Annotated in this window: 16 protein-coding genes; 4 read left to right on the top strand and 12 right to left on the bottom strand. The window is 75.6% G+C overall.

Annotated elements, in window-relative coordinates:
- Positions 1-10: 10 nt before the first annotated feature.
- Complete coding sequence (locus WDV06_RS18480) at positions 11-673, top strand: TetR/AcrR family transcriptional regulator (protein ID WP_395510859.1); 663 nt, start codon at positions 11-13, stop codon at positions 671-673.
- On the opposite strand, the gene WDV06_RS18475 is transcribed toward WDV06_RS18480, so the two are convergent.
- The 12 genes from WDV06_RS18475 to WDV06_RS18420 all read right to left on the bottom strand — a co-directional run bounded on the left by WDV06_RS18475 (position 625) and on the right by WDV06_RS18420 (position 14297).
- Positions 625-813, bottom strand: coding sequence for a hypothetical protein (locus WDV06_RS18475; RefSeq protein ID WP_395510858.1), 189 nt, complete (start codon positions 811-813; stop codon positions 625-627). The genes WDV06_RS18480 and WDV06_RS18475 overlap by 49 nt on opposite strands.
- Before the next feature lie 83 nt (positions 814-896).
- On the bottom strand, positions 897-2114 hold the full coding sequence (locus WDV06_RS18470; protein ID WP_395510857.1) for a JmjC domain-containing protein: 1218 nt from the start codon (positions 2112-2114) through the stop codon (positions 897-899).
- A complete protein-coding gene (locus tag WDV06_RS18465; RefSeq protein ID WP_395510856.1) occupies positions 2111-3085 on the bottom strand; it encodes a thiopeptide-type bacteriocin biosynthesis protein in 975 nt (324 codons plus the stop codon). Before WDV06_RS18465 ends, WDV06_RS18470 begins: the two co-directional genes overlap by 4 nt.
- A 1-nt stretch (position 3086) precedes the next feature.
- Complete coding sequence (locus WDV06_RS18460) at positions 3087-4529, bottom strand: hypothetical protein (RefSeq protein WP_395510855.1); 1443 nt, start codon at positions 4527-4529, stop codon at positions 3087-3089.
- A 14-nt stretch (positions 4530-4543) separates the two neighbouring features.
- The gene (locus WDV06_RS18455; RefSeq protein ID WP_395510854.1) at positions 4544-6493 is read right to left on the bottom strand and encodes a TOMM precursor leader peptide-binding protein; all 1950 of its coding nucleotides are present in this window, start codon (positions 6491-6493) and stop codon (positions 4544-4546) included.
- Positions 6490-8250, bottom strand: a complete 1761-nt coding sequence (locus WDV06_RS18450) for a hypothetical protein (protein WP_395510853.1) — start codon at positions 8248-8250, stop codon at positions 6490-6492. Before WDV06_RS18450 ends, WDV06_RS18455 begins: the two co-directional genes overlap by 4 nt.
- Entirely contained in the window at positions 8250-10847 is a 2598-nt protein-coding gene (locus WDV06_RS18445) for a hypothetical protein (RefSeq protein WP_395510852.1), read from the bottom strand. The genes WDV06_RS18450 and WDV06_RS18445 overlap by 1 nt, the downstream gene beginning before the upstream one ends.
- Complete coding sequence (locus WDV06_RS18440) at positions 10844-11764, bottom strand: ABC transporter permease (protein ID WP_395510851.1); 921 nt, start codon at positions 11762-11764, stop codon at positions 10844-10846. Before WDV06_RS18440 ends, WDV06_RS18445 begins: the two co-directional genes overlap by 4 nt.
- A complete protein-coding gene (locus WDV06_RS18435; RefSeq protein ID WP_395510850.1) occupies positions 11761-12732 on the bottom strand; it encodes an ABC transporter ATP-binding protein in 972 nt (323 codons plus the stop codon). Before WDV06_RS18435 ends, WDV06_RS18440 begins: the two co-directional genes overlap by 4 nt.
- A complete protein-coding gene (locus WDV06_RS18430) occupies positions 12729-13829 on the bottom strand; it encodes a hypothetical protein (RefSeq protein WP_395510849.1) in 1101 nt (366 codons plus the stop codon). Before WDV06_RS18430 ends, WDV06_RS18435 begins: the two co-directional genes overlap by 4 nt.
- A 30-nt stretch (positions 13830-13859) precedes the next feature.
- A complete protein-coding gene (locus WDV06_RS18425) occupies positions 13860-14018 on the bottom strand; it encodes a thiazolylpeptide-type bacteriocin (RefSeq protein WP_094191377.1) in 159 nt (52 codons plus the stop codon).
- 123 nt (positions 14019-14141) lie between these two features.
- Positions 14142-14297: a thiazolylpeptide-type bacteriocin gene (locus tag WDV06_RS18420; protein ID WP_351877899.1), complete on the bottom strand. Its 156-nt coding sequence runs from the start codon at positions 14295-14297 to the stop codon at positions 14142-14144.
- Between the two features lie 315 nt (positions 14298-14612).
- On the opposite strand from WDV06_RS18420, the gene WDV06_RS18415 reads away from it, so the two are divergent.
- From WDV06_RS18415 to WDV06_RS18405, 3 genes are all read left to right on the top strand, one after another.
- Positions 14613-16202, top strand: a complete 1590-nt coding sequence (locus WDV06_RS18415) for an ANL family adenylate-forming protein (protein ID WP_395510848.1) — start codon at positions 14613-14615, stop codon at positions 16200-16202.
- Positions 16203-16271: 69 nt separating this feature from the next.
- Complete coding sequence (hemA, locus tag WDV06_RS18410) at positions 16272-17480, top strand: 5-aminolevulinate synthase (protein WP_395510877.1); 1209 nt, start codon at positions 16272-16274, stop codon at positions 17478-17480.
- Positions 17477-19081 carry a long-chain-fatty-acid--CoA ligase gene (locus tag WDV06_RS18405; RefSeq protein WP_395510847.1) on the top strand — a complete coding sequence of 535 codons (1605 nt, stop codon included), beginning with the start codon at positions 17477-17479 and terminating at the stop codon, positions 19079-19081. Before hemA ends, WDV06_RS18405 begins: the two co-directional genes overlap by 4 nt.
- Positions 19082-19090: the final 9 nt, after the last annotated feature.

Below are 19090 nucleotides of genomic sequence, written 5' to 3'. Positions count from 1 at the left end.
GACAGCGGGCATGCCCAGGCGAGTGGACCACGAGGAACGGCGCGGACAGATCGCCGAGGCACTGGTGCGGGTCGCCGGGCGGCGCGGGCTGCACGCCGTCGGCATGCGGGACGTGGCCGCCGAGGCCGGGGTGTCGCTGCGGCTGGTGCAGTACTACTTCGAGACCAAGGAGAAGCTGCTCCTCTACGGGCTCCAGCACCTCACCGACCGGTTCACCGCCCGCGTCGGCGCGCGCCTCGCCGCCGCCGGCCCGGCCCCGGGTCCGCGCGCCACGGCCGAGGCGCTGGTGCTGGCCTCGCTGCCCACCGACGAGGAGAGCCGCACCTTCCACCTCCTCTACACCTCGTACGCGATCCTCTCGGTGACCGACGAGGCGCTGGCCGCCCAGCCGTTCATCGACAACCCGGACGCCGCCGAGGACGCCCTGGCCGGGCTGATCGCGGGGGCGCAGGAGGCGGGCCTCGCCGACCCCGGGGCGGACGCGCGGACGGAGGCGATCAGCCTGCTCGCCATGGCCGGGACCCTGGGCACGAGCATCCTGGTCGGCCAGCGCGGGCCCGAATCGGCCACCGCGGTGCTGCGCCACCACCTGGACCGGATCTTCACCGTGCCGGAGGACACCCCTCAGCGGGAGGTCTTCGGAGCCGCGTTCCGGGGCCGGCGGAGCGTGTAGATCACGGTGGAGATGCCGATCGCCAGGGCCAGGATGCGGGGCATCGGCTGCACGTCGTGGGGCAGCGCGCCGATCGCGACGACGACGGCGAGGGTGAGGGCGACGACCAGGGCGACGGTGATCACGGGGCGGGACTGCATGACGGTTCTCCTTCAGGAGGGGGAAGGGCTTGCGGGAGGGGTCGCCCCGCGCGCCGGGGGAAGGCGCACGGGGCAGGACCGGGTCAGGCGCGGGTGAGGAGGCCCTCGTGCCACAGGCGGCGGATGACGTCCTCGGCGACGGGGAGTTCCGCCGGGGTGAAACGGCGGCGGGCCAGCAGCTCCGCCAGGACCGGTGCGGCCGCCTCGGGGAAGGTCAGCACCCGGTCCGCCAGGCGCAGGAGCAGGTGCCCGCCCTCCACCACGGCGCTGAGCACCGTCTCGCGGTGCACCTCGAACACCGTGTCGGGGGTGATCGGCGCGTCGGCCAGCACCGCCGAGACCTGGCGCAGCGGCGCCGGGAACGCGCGGATCGCGGCCCCGGCCAGGAGCGCGGCCAGTTCCTCGTCGGAGGTCCCGGCGAACCAGTCGGCCAGGCCCCGGCGCAGGCCGGCCACCGCCTCGGCGGCCGTGGCCGGATCGCGCACGAAGTCCGCGGGGAACGCCGTACGGCCCGGCACCTCCACGATGCGCGACAGCAGTTCGCCCACCGCCCAGTGCTCGGTCCACGCCGTCAGGCTGAGCGTCAGGTGGAGGGAGGAGACGCCCTCGCTGCGCGCCGAGTGCACCCAGCCGCGCGGCAGCCACAGCACGTCGCCGGGCTCCAGCGTGAGCACCCTCCACGGCTCCATGGCCTCCAGCCGCTCCGTCGTCCACTCGGGGCGCTCGCGCAGCCGGTCCCAGGACTCGTGGGCGAGCGGGGCGGTCAGGACCGGCTCGCGCAGGGTCCACACCTTGGTGCCCTCCACCTGCACGATGAAGGAGTCCCGCGGGTCGAAGTGGGCGGCGAAGCCCTGCGACTTGGGCGGGGTGACGTACGCGTTGACGTGCACGGGCCGCGAGGTGTCGTGGGCCAGGGCGCGGGTGAAGCGGGCGAGGGGCTCGCTGTACTCCTGGAGGCCCTGCATCACCAGCGAAGCCCCCTCGGCGAGTTCGCCGGCCGTCCTGCGCACGTCGGGCGCGTCCGCGTACATCAGCGTCGGCCGGGTGTAGCGCTGGTCGGCGATCTGGGCGCCGCCGCTGATCACCCGGAAGTCGGGCAGGCGGCGGCCGGACGACGCGAGGGAGGCGTCGAGGGCCGCCCAGCCGAAGAGGTCGGAGAAGCCCCCGGGAGCGCGGAACACCACCGGCTCGGCCGGGGGGTCGGCACGGAAGGCCTCCGGGTCGGCGGTCAGCCGGCCGAGCGCCGCGAAGGCCGGCCGGGACAGGTCCGAGGGGGTGGTGGGGATCGCCGTCGTCGTCATGCCGTCCTCGCTGCGGTGGGGAGGGGGGTGGTCGGGGTGGCCGGGGTGGCCGCCGGAGCCGCGGCGGCGGACTGGCGGGCCAGGAGGAGGTAGCTGCGGAGCTCGTCGAGCGTGCCCAGGCCGAGCCGGTTGTGGAGCATGTGGACGTGGGAGAAGACGATCCGTGCCGTGTACGTCCCCTCCGCACCGAGCCGCCCCGAGACCGCCTCCGCCAGCGCCGTCCGCCAGGAACGCAGCGGACCCGGGGAGGTGGTGGCGCGTGCGACCAGGTCGTGGCCTTCGGCGGTGAGCCGGTCGGCCGCGATCACGCACTCCGCCTCCAGCGCGGTCAGCACCTCCTGCGGATAACCGGCCCGCAGCGCCCAGTCGCTCCACGAGCCCGCTCCGAAGGCGGCGAACAGCCCGGCGTCGAGGACGGAGGCCGCCACGGCGGTGGCCCGCAGGGCGAGGGCCGTACGCGCCCGGTCGGACGGCCGGGTGCGCAGGAAGGCCAGGCACAGCTCGCTGGAGGTGCCGAAGAGGTCCTCGGAGAGGGCGATGAGGCCGGGGCCTCCGTACCGCTCGAACTCGGGGGCGTACGGGCTCTCGTACACCCCCGGCGCCAGCAGTTCCCGCTCCTCGACGGGGACCCCGCCCTCCCCGGCCGTGGCCAGCCGCCGGGACTGCACGGCGAACCGGGCCGGGTCCAGGGGCGTCTCGCCGGGCAGCAGGACGTTCGCGGCCGCGAGCCGCTCCTCCAGTACGCGGCCCAGCGTGCCGGCGGCCGGTGCGGTCAGGTCGCGGGCACGGAGGCGGACGTGGGGACCGCCCTGCCAGTAGCGCATGAAGAACCAGCTGCCGGACGGGAGTCCGGCCATGGCGGGGCCGACCACGTCGGTGACCACGCGGTCGCCGAGGGAGCGGTCGGAGGCCGCCAGGTGCAGGTGCCAGGAGGTCCAGGTCCGTTCCGGGGCGTTCGGGGTTTCGTTCATGTCACAACCTCAGGTCCAGGGGGAGTCCGTTGAAGCGCGGGGTACCGCTGATGACGGACAGCAGGACGGTCTCGTCGGGCGCGAGCCCCAGCGGCCGCTGGACGGCGAGCCCGTCGAAGGCGCGCGCCGGACGGGCGTAGAGCCCGTGGGCGGCGGCGTTCAGGCACAGGCCCTGGGTGATCCAGCCGGCCACGTACTGGGCCAGGGTCCAGGCGCCCGGCCCGAGTTCCGCGACGAGCGCGTGCTGGCGGACCGAGCAGAACCAGACCGCGGAGGCGTGGCGGACGTCGCAGCCGTTGCCCGGGGCCAGGTGGTACCCGTAGTCCCGCTCCAGGTCGGCCAGGGCGCCGGGGCCGGGGCGGTGCGGCAGCAGCCGGCCGCCGGTGAGGCGGTGGACGCCGTCCTCGAAGCCGTCCGTGGCCTGGACGGCCACCGTCACGGTGACGTGCTCGGCGACCCGGCGCAGCAGTTCACCTGGCGGGGGGACGGCCGCCCAGGCGGCGGCCCCGGCCAGGGAACCCTCCGGGACCCGGCGCAGGCGGCCCGCCATGCCGGTGAGGCCGCGGGGCATGCGGCCGGAGCCGCGCTCCCACAGGGCCTCGGCCCAGGAGAGGGCGCGGGCGGGGGCCTCGCGGGGGATGGCGGGGGTCAGGGGGGCCGGGTCCTGCCGGGGGAGGGCGGCCTGGGTGCGGTTGACCGCCAGGATCTCGGCGAGGGAGGCGTCGGTGGCGGCGGCCGCCCCCCGGAGGCGCTCCGCGCCCGGGTGGGCCGGGCGGTGGCCGGCGTCGGCCAGGTCCACCGTCAGGGGCCAGCTCCACTCCCCGTCCGACAGGCCCAGCTCCGTCAGGGCCTCGCCCGACGTGGGGAGGGTCAGGCGGCCCTCCACGCCGAAGAGTTCCAGGCCCACCGCCAGCGCGCGCAGCGATATGCCCAGTTCCAGTTCGGTGAGGGTGCCGCGCAGCGGACCGTAGAAGGCCGGGAGGCGGGTGTACCGGCCGGCCAGGAGGATGCGGCGGGCGGTGTCGCCGGCCGCGCCGGGGAGCTCGGTCAGGGCGTGCCGGTGCACGTCGAGGACCCGGGCCGGGCCGTCCCCGGTCAGGAAGGCGTGCACCGGGAAGAGGCTGCGGACGGAGGGCAGCGCGCGGTGCTCGAAGTAGGGGTTGGTCAGCTCGGCCCGCTGGAGACCGAACGCCGCGAGCAGCGCCCGTTCCGGCAGCCGGTCCGCCCCGGCCACCCGCCCCGCGGGGAACGCGGCGCGCTCCAGCAGTTCGGTGGTCCCGTACGGCAACGCGGTGCCGGCCGCCCCGGCCGCGCCGTCCGGGAGCGGCCCGGAGGCCTCCGCGACCTGGGCCGGGGTGGGGAACTGCGAGCGGCCGGTGCCCTGCGCGTGGGCGTAGCGCAGCACGCGGCGGGACAGGGTGTCCGGCGTCGTCGACGTGCTCATCGGGGTCCTGCCTCTCAGGGGAAGGGGTGGGGGTCGTAGGGGGCGCTGCGGTGCTCCTGCGGGGTGCCGCGCAGCGCGGCGGCCAGCCGGGGCAGGCCGGCGAGGCGCTGCTGGGCGTGGCCGAAGCACATCGGGAGGATCCCGGGGACGACCGCCTTGGCCACGGCCAGGCCGAGGTCGGCGTGGTCGCGGGTGGACTGGTCGACCAGGACGATCCGGTCCAGGCCGGCGTCCGCGAACCGGGCCCGGACGAAGTCCAGCGCACCCCGTACGGTGCCGCCGGCGGCCCGCAGCAGGCGGTCCGGCCAGTCCGGGAAGGCCTCCTGGAGCGTGACACGGGGCCCGCCGAGGACGGCCGTGACACGGGGCAGCGTCTCGGGCCGGTTGTACAGGTCAACGTGGTCCTCCAGCACGTCCACCTGCCAGGGGTCGGTGACCATCGCCGCGCCCGCCTCGGGGTCGGCCGGAGGCCGGGTGCACATCTGGGTGAGCTCCCACAGCGCGGCTCGCACGGCGGACTCCGGGTCGGCGCCGGAGCCGGCGGCTGACCAGCTGGCGGGGTGGCCGCCGGTGCGGTTGACGGCCATCGCCCACACCAGGGGGATGTCGATGTCCTGGGTGGCGACCAGCAGGTGGGCGTCGTAGCCGTGGATGTCGATGGTGTCGAGGAGCCGGCGCGAGACCGGGTCGGCCAGGCTCGCCGGGTCGATGGCGGGCAGCGGCTGCGCCCGGTGCCAGGACAGCAGGAACGCGTCCCGCTCGGCGAGTTCGAGGAGGGAGTGCAGGGCCGCCTCGGTGAGCCCGGAGCCGAGGGCGCAGCCGCTGGAGGAGTCCGGGAAGTGGCTGCGGCGGCGGTCGGCGTGCTGGTCGCGGCGGGCGCCGTGGCGGTCGTGGCGGTGCAGGTACTCGTAGCGGTAGAAGCCGATCTCGGCGGGGACGAGCGTCGGTTCACCGGTGGCGAGGTCGTGGCCCCACACCCAGTCCAGGGGGGTGTCGGGGGTGCTCGGGATGACCCGGGAGAGGGGGTGGGCGAGCTGCTCCTCGGTGTAGGTGCCGAGGGTGACCGGGTCGAGGGCGCGGTCGGCGACGTCGCGGTAGGGGAGGCCGGTGAGGACCTGCCCGTGGTGCGGGAAGCTGCCCATGCGCTCGTACGCCTCCAGCACCGCGACGGACTCGGCGCGGTCGAAGGTCAGCGCCCGGCCGTAGCCGTACGCGGGCGACTCGGGCAGGACGGCGTTGCTCATCGCGTACGGGGCGTCGAGGTCGCGCATCACCTGGAGGACCGGGCCGAAGCGGGGGTCGACCAGGCGGCGGCGCAGCACGCCCGGGGCGAGCAGCGCGTCGCCGCCGGTGCCGCGGACGGGGTCGTCGGGCGAGGCGGCGGGGTCGTCGAGGACCAGCCGGGGCGGCCGGGCCGACGGGTCGGGGGCGGTGGCGGGTCCGGCGCAGACGGGGCAGTTGAAGGTGCGGACGACGCGGTGGCGGGAGACGCCGGAGCCGCCCACCGCGAGGAGCTCGCCGGGGGCGAGGGGGTGCGCGGTGAGGGCGTCCAGGGCGGCCGCGAGCGCTTCGGCGAGGAAGGGCCGGGGCGGGCGGGCGCCGCGCAGGGGCTGCTCGATCCGGTCGGCCAGCGGGTGGTCGACGGCGATCCGGGACCGGGTCTCGGCGCAGCCGGGGCAGCCGGAGTCGGTGCCGGGGACCCAGAGGGGGCCGACCTGGGCCTCGTCGCCGAGGACCCGGACGGACAGGTACGGCCGCCCGTCCGCGAGGGCCCGCCGGTACAGCTCCCGCTCCCGGCCGAGGTCCCAGCCGGTGTGCAGGACCACGGACCCGGCGTCCAGCCCGGCGGCCCGGGCGGAGGCCCCGAGGAGCCCGACGAGGTCGGGGAGGGTGGCCAGTCCGGCCGGGGTCGATGTTTCACGTGAAACGGCGACCGGGGCCGCCGGGGTGCGGGTGGCCGTCATGCCAGGGCCTCCTTCGGGAGGGCTTCCGTGACCGTGTCCGTGACCGTGTCCGTGGCCGGACGGGCCGTCACCGGGCCGAACCACAGCGGGGTCTCGCCCGCCACCGGGTCGGCGGCGCGGGTCCCGGCCGGGGTGAGCCAGAGCCGGGTCTGGGCGGCCAGGGCGGTCAGCGCGGTGGTGCCGGCGTGCAGCAGCGCGGTGGTGTCGGGTCCCGCGGTGACGAGCTCGCGCCCGCGGATCCGCCGGGTCTGGACGCGGGTCAGCGCGGTGCTGAGGGCGGCGACGGCCGCGCCGGCGCGGTCCGGGCCCCAGGCGGAGGCGACGTCCTGCCCGGTGGTGCGGTCGTGGACCACGGCCAGCCGCCAGTCCACGCCCGGCACCGTGAGCAGGCTCAGCCCGACGCCGACGAACTCGTGGTCCTCCAGGGTGCGCCAGAGCACCTGGGCGGCCTTGTCGAGCTCCTCGAACGCGGGGGCTTCCCCGGCGGGTTCGGCCCGCCCGGCGAGCAGCCGCAGGGTGCCGTCGAGCAGCCAGCCCTCCTCGGTCGCGCCGGCGGCCGCGACGGCCTCCGGGCCGGGCCGCTGCTGGGCGCGCAGGGCGGCGAGGGCGGCGGCCACGGAGGAGGAGCGCTGGTCGGCGCCCCAGGCGGCGACGGAGCCGGCGGTGCCGTCCCGGTGCTCGGCCTCGGCGACGCCCAGCGGCAGCTGCGGCAGGTTCTCGGGCGTGACCAGCGCGAAGGGACCGGTCCACCGGGCGGCGACCTCCTGGACCCGCGCCACGACCTCGTCCAGGTCAGCGACGGCCCCGGAAGCCGGGCCGGCCCGACCGGCCCCGGTGGGCGACGGCACGGGGGGCAGGGTGATCAGGGAGGCGTTCAGTTCGGCGCCGTGGACCACGTACGCGCTCTCGCCGGGGGCTCCGGCGGTGCCGGTCAGCACGCGGTAGGCCAGCTGCCCGGCGAGGGCCCCGGCCAGCGCGCCGGCCGCCGCGCCCAGCGGGGCGGCGCCGGGGGTGCGGACCCAGTGGCCGACCCGGGCGGCCACCGCCTCCAGGTGCCCGGAGGCGCCGGAGACCTCGGGGCCGGCCAGGTGGAAGCGGGAGTCCAGGCAAACCGGCACGACCGGGCAGTCCGCCGGCAGCAGCGCCGCCACCCGCGCCAGCTCCGCACCGAGCAGCTCGCCCGGGGCGCACACGATCGCGGCATCGGCCGGCACCGCGGCGGCGGGCGGCTGCGGCAGGAGTTCGGCGCCCAGGCGGGCGGCGGTGTCGGCCGCGGTGGCCGCCTCCGCGGCCGGGACGGCCAGGACCAGGCGGCCGACGCCCGTCCGGGCGAGGCCCCGGGCGGCGGGGAGGACGGACGCGGCCGGGCCGGACACCAGCACGGTGGCGGCACGCAGCCGCGCGAACGCCGCGTACGGGTCCTCGTGCAGGGTCTCCAGGTCCGCGAGGACGTGGCGGTACCGCTCGCGGGTCTCCGCGTCCGGCTCCGGGACGCTCAGGGCGTCCAGGTCGAGGAGGAGGCCCTGCCGGCTGAAGGTGTTCAGCAGGGTGGCGACCACGGGCCGGGCGGCCTCGTTGCCGAGGGCGGCGACGAGGGAGTCCTCGTCCGCGCCGTCCTCCAGCAGCGGCACGCACACGTCGGCCACCCGGAACAGCGCCGCCGGGCCGCGCACCACGAACGAGGTGCCCTCGGCCCCGAAGTAGACGCCGTCCCGCACCGGTGCGTAGTGCAGGGCCGGGCGCAGCCTCATCCTCATCATCGCTCTCCCTGGTCCTTGTCGTAGGTGAACCGTCCGCCGGACGGCCTGCTGATCTCGACCGCCCACTCGTAGGCGTGCGGTGACGCGCCCGCGGCGGGCAGGGCCTCTTCCACGAAGCCGCTGCCGTCGCGGTCGAGGAAGCGGGGCAGCACGCGGCCGAGCAGCGCGCTGGTCAGGTCCACGTACTGCGGCTTGCGCTGCTTGGCGCCGGACCGGCCGGAGCCCGTGGCGGGGCCGGTGGCGGGGGCCGGTTTGAGGACGACCTCGGCCGGAACCCCGTGGCGGGCCCGCCAGCGGGTCAGGGCCAGCATCCGGTCGGCCTCGCCGGGGCCCTGCCGGACGGCCTGCTCGAAGTCCTCGCCCGGGTACCAGCGGCGGCGCTGGAGGACGACGGAACCGGCGAGCAGCCGGGGCGTGGCCGGCTCGGCGGGCACCCCGCCGCGGCCGGGGCCGCCGAGGCCGCCGGGCATCCCGAGGTCGGGCAGCAGCCGGCCGCCCATGACCAGCCAGTTGGCCAGGCGCAGCGGGGGCGGCAGCAGCTCGGGGTGGCCGGTGCCGAGGGTGACCAGGTGCAGCGGGCGGCCGTCGGCGTCCTGGACGTACAGCCGGTCGAGGTCCGGGTCGTGGACGAGGCGCAGCCCGTACCAGTCGTCGGCGCGCAGCCGCCGGTCGAGGACGGGCGCGTGGGCGTTGACGCTGACCCCGTGCAGGCCGCGGTCCTCCGCGAGGACGGTCGCCCCGGTGCCGTGGCGCTCGGTCAGGCGGCGGCGCAGCCGTTGCAGGGCCTGACCGCCGAGTTCGGCGTCGTGGCCGAGGAAGCGGCCGTAGAGCATGCCGTGGCCGGGGTAGGAGTCGTTGACGACCAGCCGGTCGCCGGCCGGCTGGACCAGGACGCTGTAGGCGACGGCGTCCCGGCGGAACCGCTCGGGCAGTGGGGCGGCCAGCTCCGCGAGCCACTCGGCGTCCCACACCACTTCGGTGTCGCCCCCGCGGGAGGCGAGGTCGGCGCGGAGTTCGCCCAGCATCCGGGTGCGCAGCGCGCGCAGCGGGGTGAGGCTGTCGCTGCCCGCGATCACCCGCTCGTTGACCGTGCGCACCAGGTGGCGGGCGTGGTCGGTGAGGCTGACGCAGGCGCCGCGGCCGTGGAGTTCCACGAACACGTCGGTGAGCACGGCGCGGATGTCGTGGAGCCGGTCGAAGGCGGACAGGAACTCCATGGCGTGCGCGAGGTCGCGCAGTTGCCGGTCGAGTCCCCGGGTGTCGACCTTCGCCGGGGGCAGCAGGTAGTTCTCGGACACCAGGAGGACGGCCGGGCGGCGGGCCTCCTCGGTCAGCGCCTTGGTGAGGGCGCCGATGCCGCGCAGGGCATCGGCGCGTTCGGCGTGCCCGGCGTCGGCGAGCCCCGCCAGGGCGGTGCGCAGGCCTTCGTGGCGCGCGGACCCGCCGAGCGGGTCGGCGGCGCAGTCCTCGGGGCCGTCGGTGGTGCACAGCAGCCCGGCGTCCAGGGAACCCAGGACGACGCCGGCGGCCTGCTCGGGGGTGGTGCCGAGGGTGCGGGCGAGGTCGCCGGCGATGGCGCCGACGGTGCGAGGGCCCATGTCCGTGGCGTTCAGGAGCCGGCGCAGGGGTTCGGTGAGGGCGGTGGACAGCAGCCGACTGCTGTCGGCGCCGGCCTTCACGAAGGAGATCCGGTCCGGGCCGGGGCCCGGGGAGAGGCTGGGCGACTGCCGGACCCAGGTGGCGGGACCCGGCGGGAGCGCGGGGTCGGCGGTGCGGGCGACGTAGCCGAGCATCGCCTGGTCGAGGTGCGGGAAGGAGCGGGCGCCGGTGACGTCGACCTCGTCGGGGCGGGTCCCGCCGGGCGAGGGAACGGCCAGCCCGACCGCCGTGAAGCGGGCGAGCGGGCTGGTGCGCATCATGGCCCGGGTCACGTACTGGAGCAGCCCGCGCTCGGACTTGGCGGCCCGGGAGAGGGTGCCCTCGCGGTAGCCGACGGCCGCCCGGTGGACCTCGGGGGCCAGCAGCGCCAGCGAGCGCAGCAGGTCCTCGTCCCCGAGGAGGCCGGAGAGGGTGCCGCGCTCGCGGGCCAGGGCCCGGGGGTGCTCCGCGGCCGCCTCGGCGAGGAGGCCGTCGCGCAGGACGCGCAGCTCCAGCCAGGCGAGGAACTCGGCCGGGGCCGGGTCCGGGAGGGTGGCCGGGACCCGGTCGTTGTGCACGGCCCGGCGTACGGCGACCAGCGCGGCCCGCTCGTCGGAGGGGGCCGCACCGATCCGCTCGTACAGGGCGTCGGTGCACGCGGTGGCCCGTACGGCCAGCTCGGCCTCGACGCGGGCCAGCTCGTCGAGGATCCCGGCGAGGGCCGGGTCGGCGAGCCGGGTGCGGCGCAGGGGGTTGACGCGCAGCATCCAGACGGGCTCGGTCCGCTCCGCCGGGGGGCGCCCCGGGGTGTCGGCGGAGGCGCTCACCGGGGTGTTCTCCCCGGCGGTGGCCCCCGGTGCGGTGCCGGAGCCGCTCACCGGGGTGTCCGCCCCGGCGGTGGGCTCCCCGGCGGTGGCCCGCAGGGCGGCCGCCGGGCGTTCCTCTGTGACCGTCACCGGAAGTCCTTCCGGATCCGGTGCGTGCGCGCGGCGACGCACAGCAGCAGTCCGCCGACGATCCAGGCGCCCAGGACCAGGGCCACCCGGCCGAGTTCCCAGCTGTGCGCGGGCTCCAGCGCGGCCATGTCGTCGGGCAGGAGGGCCGCCCGCATGCCCTGGGCCATCCACTTCAGCGGGAAGACCGCGCCGATGTGCTGCACCGTGTCCGGCAGGCCGGAGAAGGAGTAGTAGACCCCGGAGACGAACTGGAGCAGGACGAACGGGAACTGGACGGCGGCCGTGATGGTCCGCCGGTCGGTGATCACCGAGCCGACCGCGATGCCCATCAGGGCGGTGGCGGCGGAGCCCAGGAGGAACACCCAGGCCAGGGTGGCCCACCGGCCGGGGGTGGTGGGCAGCGGGAAGTCGAACACGGCCACGGCCAGGGCCAGTACGGCGACGGACTGGAGCAGCGCCAGGACGAGGACCAGGACCGTCTTGGCCAGGAAGTAGCCGCCGGTCGCGAACGGGGTGCCGCGCAGCCGCTTCAGCGAGCCGTCGCCGCTCTCCAGCGCGATGCCGGTGGCGAGGACGCCGAACGCGGCGGACATGACGCCCGACGCGAGGACGCCGGCCACGACCACGTCGTGCATGGGCACGGTGTGGTCGCCGGCCTTCATCGTGAAGACCGAGCCGAAGAGCAGCATGAGGACCACGGGCAGGGCCATGTTCATGGCCACCGCGGTGCGGTTGCGGAAGAAGACCCGCAGTTCGGCGCGGGCGCGCAGGACGCCGGTGCGCCAGACGCCGGGCAGCGGGCCGCGGGCGGCCACGGCGCCGATCGGGGCCTTCGCGGCGGCGGTGGCGCCGGCGCGGGTGGCGGGGGCGGCGGCCGGGGCCGGCGCGGTGGCCTGGAGGGCCGGGGCGGGCGTCATCGGGTCCTGCTCCTTTCGTGCGTGTCCTCGCCGGCGCGGTCGCGTCCGGCGTCCTCGATCAGCCGCAGGTAGCGGCTCTCCAGGGAGGGGCGGCGGATCTCCAGTCCGGGGACGTCCGCGCCCAGCCGGGCGCGCAGTTCCTCCAGGACGGGTCCGACCTCGGCGGTGGTGACGGTCCGGGTGCGGCCGTCCTCGCGCCACGACACCTCGGTGCCGGCGTCGCCGCCGCCCAGTTCGGCGGGCGGGGCGACCTCCCGTACGCGACCGCCGGCCAGGACCGCCACGCGGTCCGCGAGCCGTTCGGCCTCGTCGAGGTAGTGGGTGGTCAGCAGGACGGTGGTGCCCTCGTCGCGGAGCCGCTCGATCATGTGCCAGCAGTCGCGGCGGGCCTGCGGGTCGAGGCCGGTGGTCGGCTCGTCGAGGAACAGCAGCTCGGGGCGGCCCACGACCGCGAGCGCCAGGTCGAGGCGACGGCGCTGGCCGCCGGAGAGGGAGCCCAGGAGGGCCTTGGGGCGGTCGGCGAGGTCGACCAGCTCCAGCGCTTCCCGGACGGGGAGCGGGTCGGAGTAGCACAGGCCGATCTGCTCGACGAGTTCGCCGACCCGCCAGCCCTCGTGGTCGGTGCCGCTCTGCTGGACGATGCCGATGCGGTTGCGCCAGGCGCGTCCGGCCTGGCCGGGGTCCTCCCCGAGGACGCTGACGGAGCCGCCGGAGCGGTGCCGGAAGCCCTCCAGGATCTCGATGGTGGTGGTCTTGCCGGCGCCGTTGGGGCCGAGCACGCCGAACACCTCGCCCCGGCGGACCTCCAGGTCCACCGAGCCGACGGCGACGTGCGACCCGTACGCCTTGTGCAGGCCGGAGGCCCGGATGGCGAGGTCCGCGTGGTCCGCGGGTCCGCCGGCCGCCGCGCGGGCGGCGGTGTCCGCCTCGGCGGGGGTCTCGGTGCCGGGCCGGGTGGGCGTGCTCACGCCGCCTTCCTCTCCGCTGCGCGCCGCAGCCGCTCGCGCCAGTCCTCCCCGTACACCTCGTCGACGGTCTCGGCGATGGCGAAGCACAGGTAGTAGCGCTGGATGGGTGTCACGCCGAGCAGGGGGAGCCGGCTGTAGAACAGGTTGATGAGGAGCCGGTACGAGGCGAACCAGGACGGCGTCCGGTCCGCGACCCGGCTCTCGGCGATGGTCGCGTGGAACTCGCTGCGGCCCTCGCCGACGGGTCCGCGGTGTCCCGGCGGGGCCGTGGACGCGCGGTCCAGGACGGGGGCCAGCCCGTCGAGCACCGCGGCGCTGAGGTCGCCGCGGGCCGCCGCCGTGTCGAAGACCCCCATGCCGTAGGCGAACGCCGCGCGGAACTCGGCGGCTTCGGCGCTCTCGGCGCCGTCCCGGGCCCGCTCGACGACCGCGCGCAGCATGGGCGCGTCGGCCTCGCGCCTGCGGGCGAAGGAGGGGCGGGGGTCCTTGACGGAGCCCGCCCAGTGCAGGAAGGCCTCGGCGTGGGAGCGCAGCGAGAACACCCCGTAGGCGGGGCCTCCGGGGTGGGCCGTGCACAGGGCGGTGAAGGCCTCCGCGAGGGCCGTCACGGGAACGCCCGCGTCCCGGCGGGCCGCGAGGTCGAGCAGCCGGGCCAGGGGGGTGAACATACGGGTCAGTGCGAGGTCGCGGGGGGCTTCGAGGGCCTCGGGGTAGGTGATGCCGGAGTGCCGGTCGAAGAACTCGACGGTGCCGCGCGGGCGGAGCGGCAGGTAGGGGGGCTCGACGCGTTCCAGCCGGCCCAGTTCACGGGCCTGGGCGAGGTACTGCTCCCCGGTGATGGGCTCGGGGAGTTCCTCCAGCCGCCAGTCGACGGAGCCGGCGATGTCCTGCCACGGGATCCCGTCCGGGCCGCGGGCGATGAGCTCGACGTGGGGGCCGTGCTTCCAGCCACGGGCCAGATAGGCCACGGTGGCGTTGTGCTCGATGCGCAGGGACCGCACCAGCGGCACCATCACCTGCGAAATCCATGCGGGTTCGATCGGTGATTGCGCATGAAAGCGCATGCCGATCGTGCGCTCGTCCGGGGCGCCTTCCATGGGTGTCACCTCTCGTTCTCGGATCCGGCGTCAGCAGCAGGACGAACCGGACGACGACGAAGAGCAGCACAGCCAGCTGCCCAGGTTGGAGGCGCCCATCTCGGGGAGGGCGACACCGTCGACGACGTCGAGAATCTCCAGGTCCTCCAGCTCGAAGGAAGCGAAGTCCTCGGCGGTCAGGTTGTCCATGCGAATTCCCTTTCTTTTTCTCGGCTTCCAGCGGATACAGCGGGGCAGGCGCCCGCCCGCCGTCTTCCGACGGTGGGCGGGGCGCCTTGCTCGGACCTGCCTGCGGCGTACCGCCTCGTCAGCTCAGCAGCAGGACGAGGAGGACGACGAGGAGCAGCACAGCCAGTCACCGCTGGAGGCGCCGACCTCGGGGAGGGCCGCACCGTCGGCGACGTCGAGGACCTCGATCTCCTCCAGCTCGAAGGAAGCGAAGTCCTCGGTGCCCAGGTTCTTGTCCATGTGAATTCCCTTTCAGGTTTTCCCGTTGTCCGGCCGGTCGGCCCGACGAGAAGAATCATTGCCTGCCGGAATCTGCTTCCGGAAGGCCTCCAGAACTTCCCCTGACACAGGTAATGGGGCCCCGTTACATTCGTCACGGCGACCTTTCACACGTACGCGCGCCCGATTCCCCCCATGGTTTTCGAGGCGGCCGGAATGACACATGTCACGAGGTCACGTGACCGGTGTCAGCGTCTTGCCGGAAAACCTTGTCCGTGCCCCCTCCCGCGGCCGAGCATGCGGGTGACTCTGCTTCACAGGGAACGGAATGACGGCGTGACCGGACCATCCACTGCGCAAGGGCACTACGTCTCCCGGATCCTCGACGTAGTCGCCCGCACCCCTCGGCGGTCCCTTGTCCGGGGCCGGGCCGGCGCCCTCGACGGGGCCGCGCTCGTCCGCTCCGTGCACCGGGCCCACGCCGCGCTCCGGGCGGCGGGCGCCGGGCCGGGCGCCATGGTCGGGATCCTCACCGGGGCCAACCACCCCCTGACCTTCACCGCCCGGTACGCCGCCCACCTCCTGGGCGCCGGGGTGATGTATGTCCGGTCGGTGAACCCGGGCTCGGACCTGCCGCTGCCGGCCGCCGAACAGGCCGTGCTCCTCGCGGAGTGCGGGGTCGGCGTCCTCGTGACGGACCCGGCCCATGCCGCGCGCGGCAGCGAACTCGCCCGTCTGCTGCCGCGGTCGCCGGCCGTCGTCACGCTCGACACCGCCGACACCGCGGGCACCGCCGACACCGCCGACACCGCCGACACCGGGGACGGTGCCGACTCCGGGGGCGGCGGCGTCCTCGCCCCGCGGAACCCCGACTGCGCCGTCGTGACGTACACCAGCGGCAGCAGCGGCCGCCCCAAGGGCGTACGGCAGTCCTTCGCCGCCTGGAACCGGCTCGTGCTCGGCGACGCCGCCTCCCTCGCGGGCCGGCCGCCGGAGCGGATGCTGATCGTCACCCCGACCAGCCACACCGTCGCCGTCATGGCCGACGTGGTCCTGGCCTCCGGCGGCACCCTCGTGGTCCACGACCACTTCGAGGCCACCGAGGTGCTGAGGGCCCTGGCCGCCGAGCGGATCACCCGCGTCTACCTGACCGTCCCGCAGCTGTACCGGCTGCTGGACCACCCGGACACCACCGGCACCGATCTGTCCGCGCTGCGCCAGCTCATCTACAGCGGCTGCGTGGCCTCCCCGGCCCGGCTGGCCGGCGCCGTACGGGTCTTCGGGCCCCGCCTCGTGCAGTGCTACGGCTCCACCGAGGCGGGCCGGATCACCCTGCTCGACCAGCTCGACCACTTCGAACCGGAGCTGCTGCCCAGCGTGGGCCGGCCGTTCCCGGGGGTCGAGATCCGCGTCTGCGACCCCGACACCGGCCGCGAGGCCCCGCGGGGCGACCGCGGCGAGGTCCAGGTGCGCTCCCCGTACGCGATGGCCGGCTACCAGGGGCTGCCCGCCGAGAGCGCCGCCGTCCTGCTGCCGGACGGCTGGCTGCGGACCGGCGACCTCGGACACCTGGACGCGTACGGCTGCCTCCACCTGGTCGACCGCATCGGCCGGGTGATCAAGGCCGCCGGGGTCAAGGTCCGGCCCGCCGAGGTCGAACGCGCCCTGCTCACGCACTCCGCCGTCGCCGACTGCGCGGTGTTCGGCGCGCCCGACCCCGTGACCGGCGAGGCCGTGCACGCCGCCGTGGTGCTGCGCGTCCCCTGCGAGCCCGAGGAGCTGCGCCGGCACGTGGCGGCCTCCCTCTCCGCCGCCCACGCCCCCGCGCGGATCGTGCGGTGGCCCGAACTCCCCCTGACCGAATCCGGAAAGCCCGACCACAGGCGCCTCGCGGGCGCGGCGGTCTCCGGCGCGGCCTCGAACTGACGAAGAAAGCGAGCTGACATCGTGACGACTTCCACGACCCCGACCCTCCTGGCGTCCCCCCAGGCCCACCTGGCGTTCTTCACGGACCGCGCCGCCGCCGCCATCGCGGACGGCAAGCGGGAGTTCCTGGAGCTCGGCCGCCGGGCCGGCCGCTTCCCCAGCGCCTCCACCTCCGCCGACCCGGCCGACGCCACGGCCGAGATCAGCGTCTGGTGCAGCAACGACTACCTCGGCATGGGCCAGCAGCCCAAGGTCATGGCGGCGATGCGGGAGGCGCTGGAGCGCTTCGGCGCCGGCTCCGGCGGTTCCCGCAACATCGGCGGCACCAACCACGTCCACGTACAGCTGGAGGCGGAGCTCGCCGCGCTGCACGGCAAGGAAGCGGCACTGATCTTCACCTCGGGCTACACCGCCAACGACGGCGCCCTGACGGTGATCGCCGGGGCCGTCCCGGACTGCGTGGTCTTCTCGGACGAGCTGAACCACGCCTCGATCATCGACGGGCTGCGGCACAGCGGTGCCGCCAAGCGCATCTTCCGCCACAACGACACGGCGCACCTGGAGGAGCTGATCGCGGCGGAGGCCCCGGAGCGGCCGAAGCTGATCGTGCTGGAGTCCGTGTACTCGATGTCCGGTGACGTCGCGCCGATCCGCGAGGTCACCGAGATCGCCCGCCGGTACGGGGCGACGGTCTTCCTCGACGAGGTCCACGCGGTGGGCATGTACGGGCCGCGCGGCGCCGGCATCGCCGCCCGCGAGGGGCTGGCCGACGAGATCGACGTGGTGATGGGCACCCTCGGCAAGGGCTTCGGCACCGCCGGCGGCTACATCGCCGGTCCGGCCGCGCTCGTCGACGCCGTACGGACCCTGTCGCGGCCGTTCGTCTTCACCACCTCCCTGCCGCCGGCGGTCGCGGCGGGCGCGCTGGCCGCCGTACGCCACCTGGCGGGCTCGGACGCCGAGCGGACCGCGCTGCACCGCAACGCGCGGCTGCTGCACGGGCTGCTGCGGGAGCGGGGCATCCCGTTCCTGTCGGACGAGTCGCACATCGTGTCGGTGCTGATCGGTGAGGACGCCGCCTGCAAGAAGGCCTCGGCCCTGCTGCTGGAGCGGTACCGGATCTACGTGCAGTCCATCAACGCGCCGAGCGTGAAGACCGGTGAGGAGATCCTGCGGATCGCACCGGGAGCGCTGCCCGAGCCGGCCGAGGTGGAGAAGTTCGTCGAGGCGCTCGACTCGGTCTGGCTCGAACTCGGCCTGCCCCGGACCGGCGCATGAGCTCCCCGTCCCCGGTGTCCCCGCCGTCCTCGTCGGTGGCGTCCGTCCTGGCGGAGTCGGCCGCCCGCCGGCCCGCGCATCCCGCGCTGGTCTTCGGGGAGCGCTCGTACTCCTACGCCGAACTCTGGGACGGCGCCCTGCGGTACGCGGCCGCGCTGCGCGAGCGGGGTCTGGGCGCCGGGGACAGGGTGGCGCTGCTGCTGCCCAACACCCCCGCGTTCCCGATGGCCTACTACGGGGTCCTCGCCCTGGGCTGCACCGCCGTTCCGGTCCACGAGCACTCCCGGGCCCCGGAGATCGCCCACGTCCTGCGGGACTCGGGCGCGGTGGCGCTGGTCTGCGCCGCCTCCCTGCTGCCCGGGGGGACGGCCGGCGCCCGGGCGGCGGGCGTGGCGCTGCTCGGCGTACACGACGGGGACGGCGACGCAGACGGCTGCGACGGGGACGGCGGCGGCCGGGACGTCTCCGCGGAGCTCCCCCGGCTCGACCGGGAGGCGGAGCGCGCGCGGCCGCTCGACGGGCTCGTGCCCCGGGCCCCCGAGGACATCGCGGTCGTCCTCTACACCTCGGGGACCACCGGCGCACCCAAGGGCGTCATGCTCACGCACCACAGCGTGCTCATGAACATCACGACCACCGCCCGCACACCCTTCGCCTTCGACGGGGACGACGTCCTGCTCGGCACACTGCCGCTGTCCCACACCTTCGGCCAGATCTGCGGGATGGGCGTGTGCTTCCACGCCGGCGCCACCCTGGTGCTGATGTCCCGCTTCTGCGGCACCCGCGCCCTGGACCTGATGGCCGCCCACGGCTGCACGGTGGTCATGGGCGTCCCCACGATGTACCTGGCCCTGCTGGACGCGGCCGGGCGCGACCCCCGCCGGCCGCCGCTGGACCGCGCCTACTCGGGCGGCTCCTCGCTCCCCCCGGCGGTGCTGCGGCGCGTCGAGGAGGTGCTGGGCGCCCCCGTCTACGAGGGGTACGGGCTCACCGAGACCTCCCCCAGCGTCAGTTACAACCAGCCGGGGATCCCGCGCCGTCCCGGAACGGTCGGCCTGCCGATCCCCGGCGTCGAGGTCGGCATCGCGGCGCCGGACGAGGCACGGCGGATCCGGCTGCTGCCGGACGGGGAGCGCGGGGAGATCGTCGTACGCGGACACGGGCTGATGGCCGGCTACCTGAACCGTCCGGAGGCCACCGCGGAGGTGCTGGTGGACGGCTGGCTGCGGACCGGGGACATCGGACTGCGCGAGGAGGACGGCTACCTGCGCGTCGTGGACCGCAAGAAGGACGTGGTCATCCGCGGCGGCTACAACGTCTACCCGCGGGAGGTGGAGGAGGTCCTCCTCGGCCACCCGTCGGTGGCGCAGGCCGCGGTGGTCGGCGTGCCCCACGACCGGCTCGGCGAGGAGGTCTGCGCGGTGCTGCGGACCGTGCCGGGCGTACGGCCCGACCCGCGCCTGGCGGAGGAGATCACCGTCTGGAGCGGGGAGCGGCTGGCACGGTACAAGTACCCGCGCCGGATCGTGTTCACCGAGGCCTTTCCCGTGGGGCCGACGGGGAAGATCCTGAAGGCCGAACTGGCCGGTTTCTTCCGCTAGACCGCCGCG

It is taken from the genome of Streptomyces racemochromogenes, assembly GCF_044129415.1.
Taxonomy (GTDB): Bacteria; Actinomycetota; Actinomycetes; order Streptomycetales; family Streptomycetaceae; genus Streptomyces; species Streptomyces racemochromogenes_A.
The sequence above is the reverse complement of the archived record's forward strand: the minus strand, read 5'-3'. Positions and strand labels throughout refer to the sequence as shown.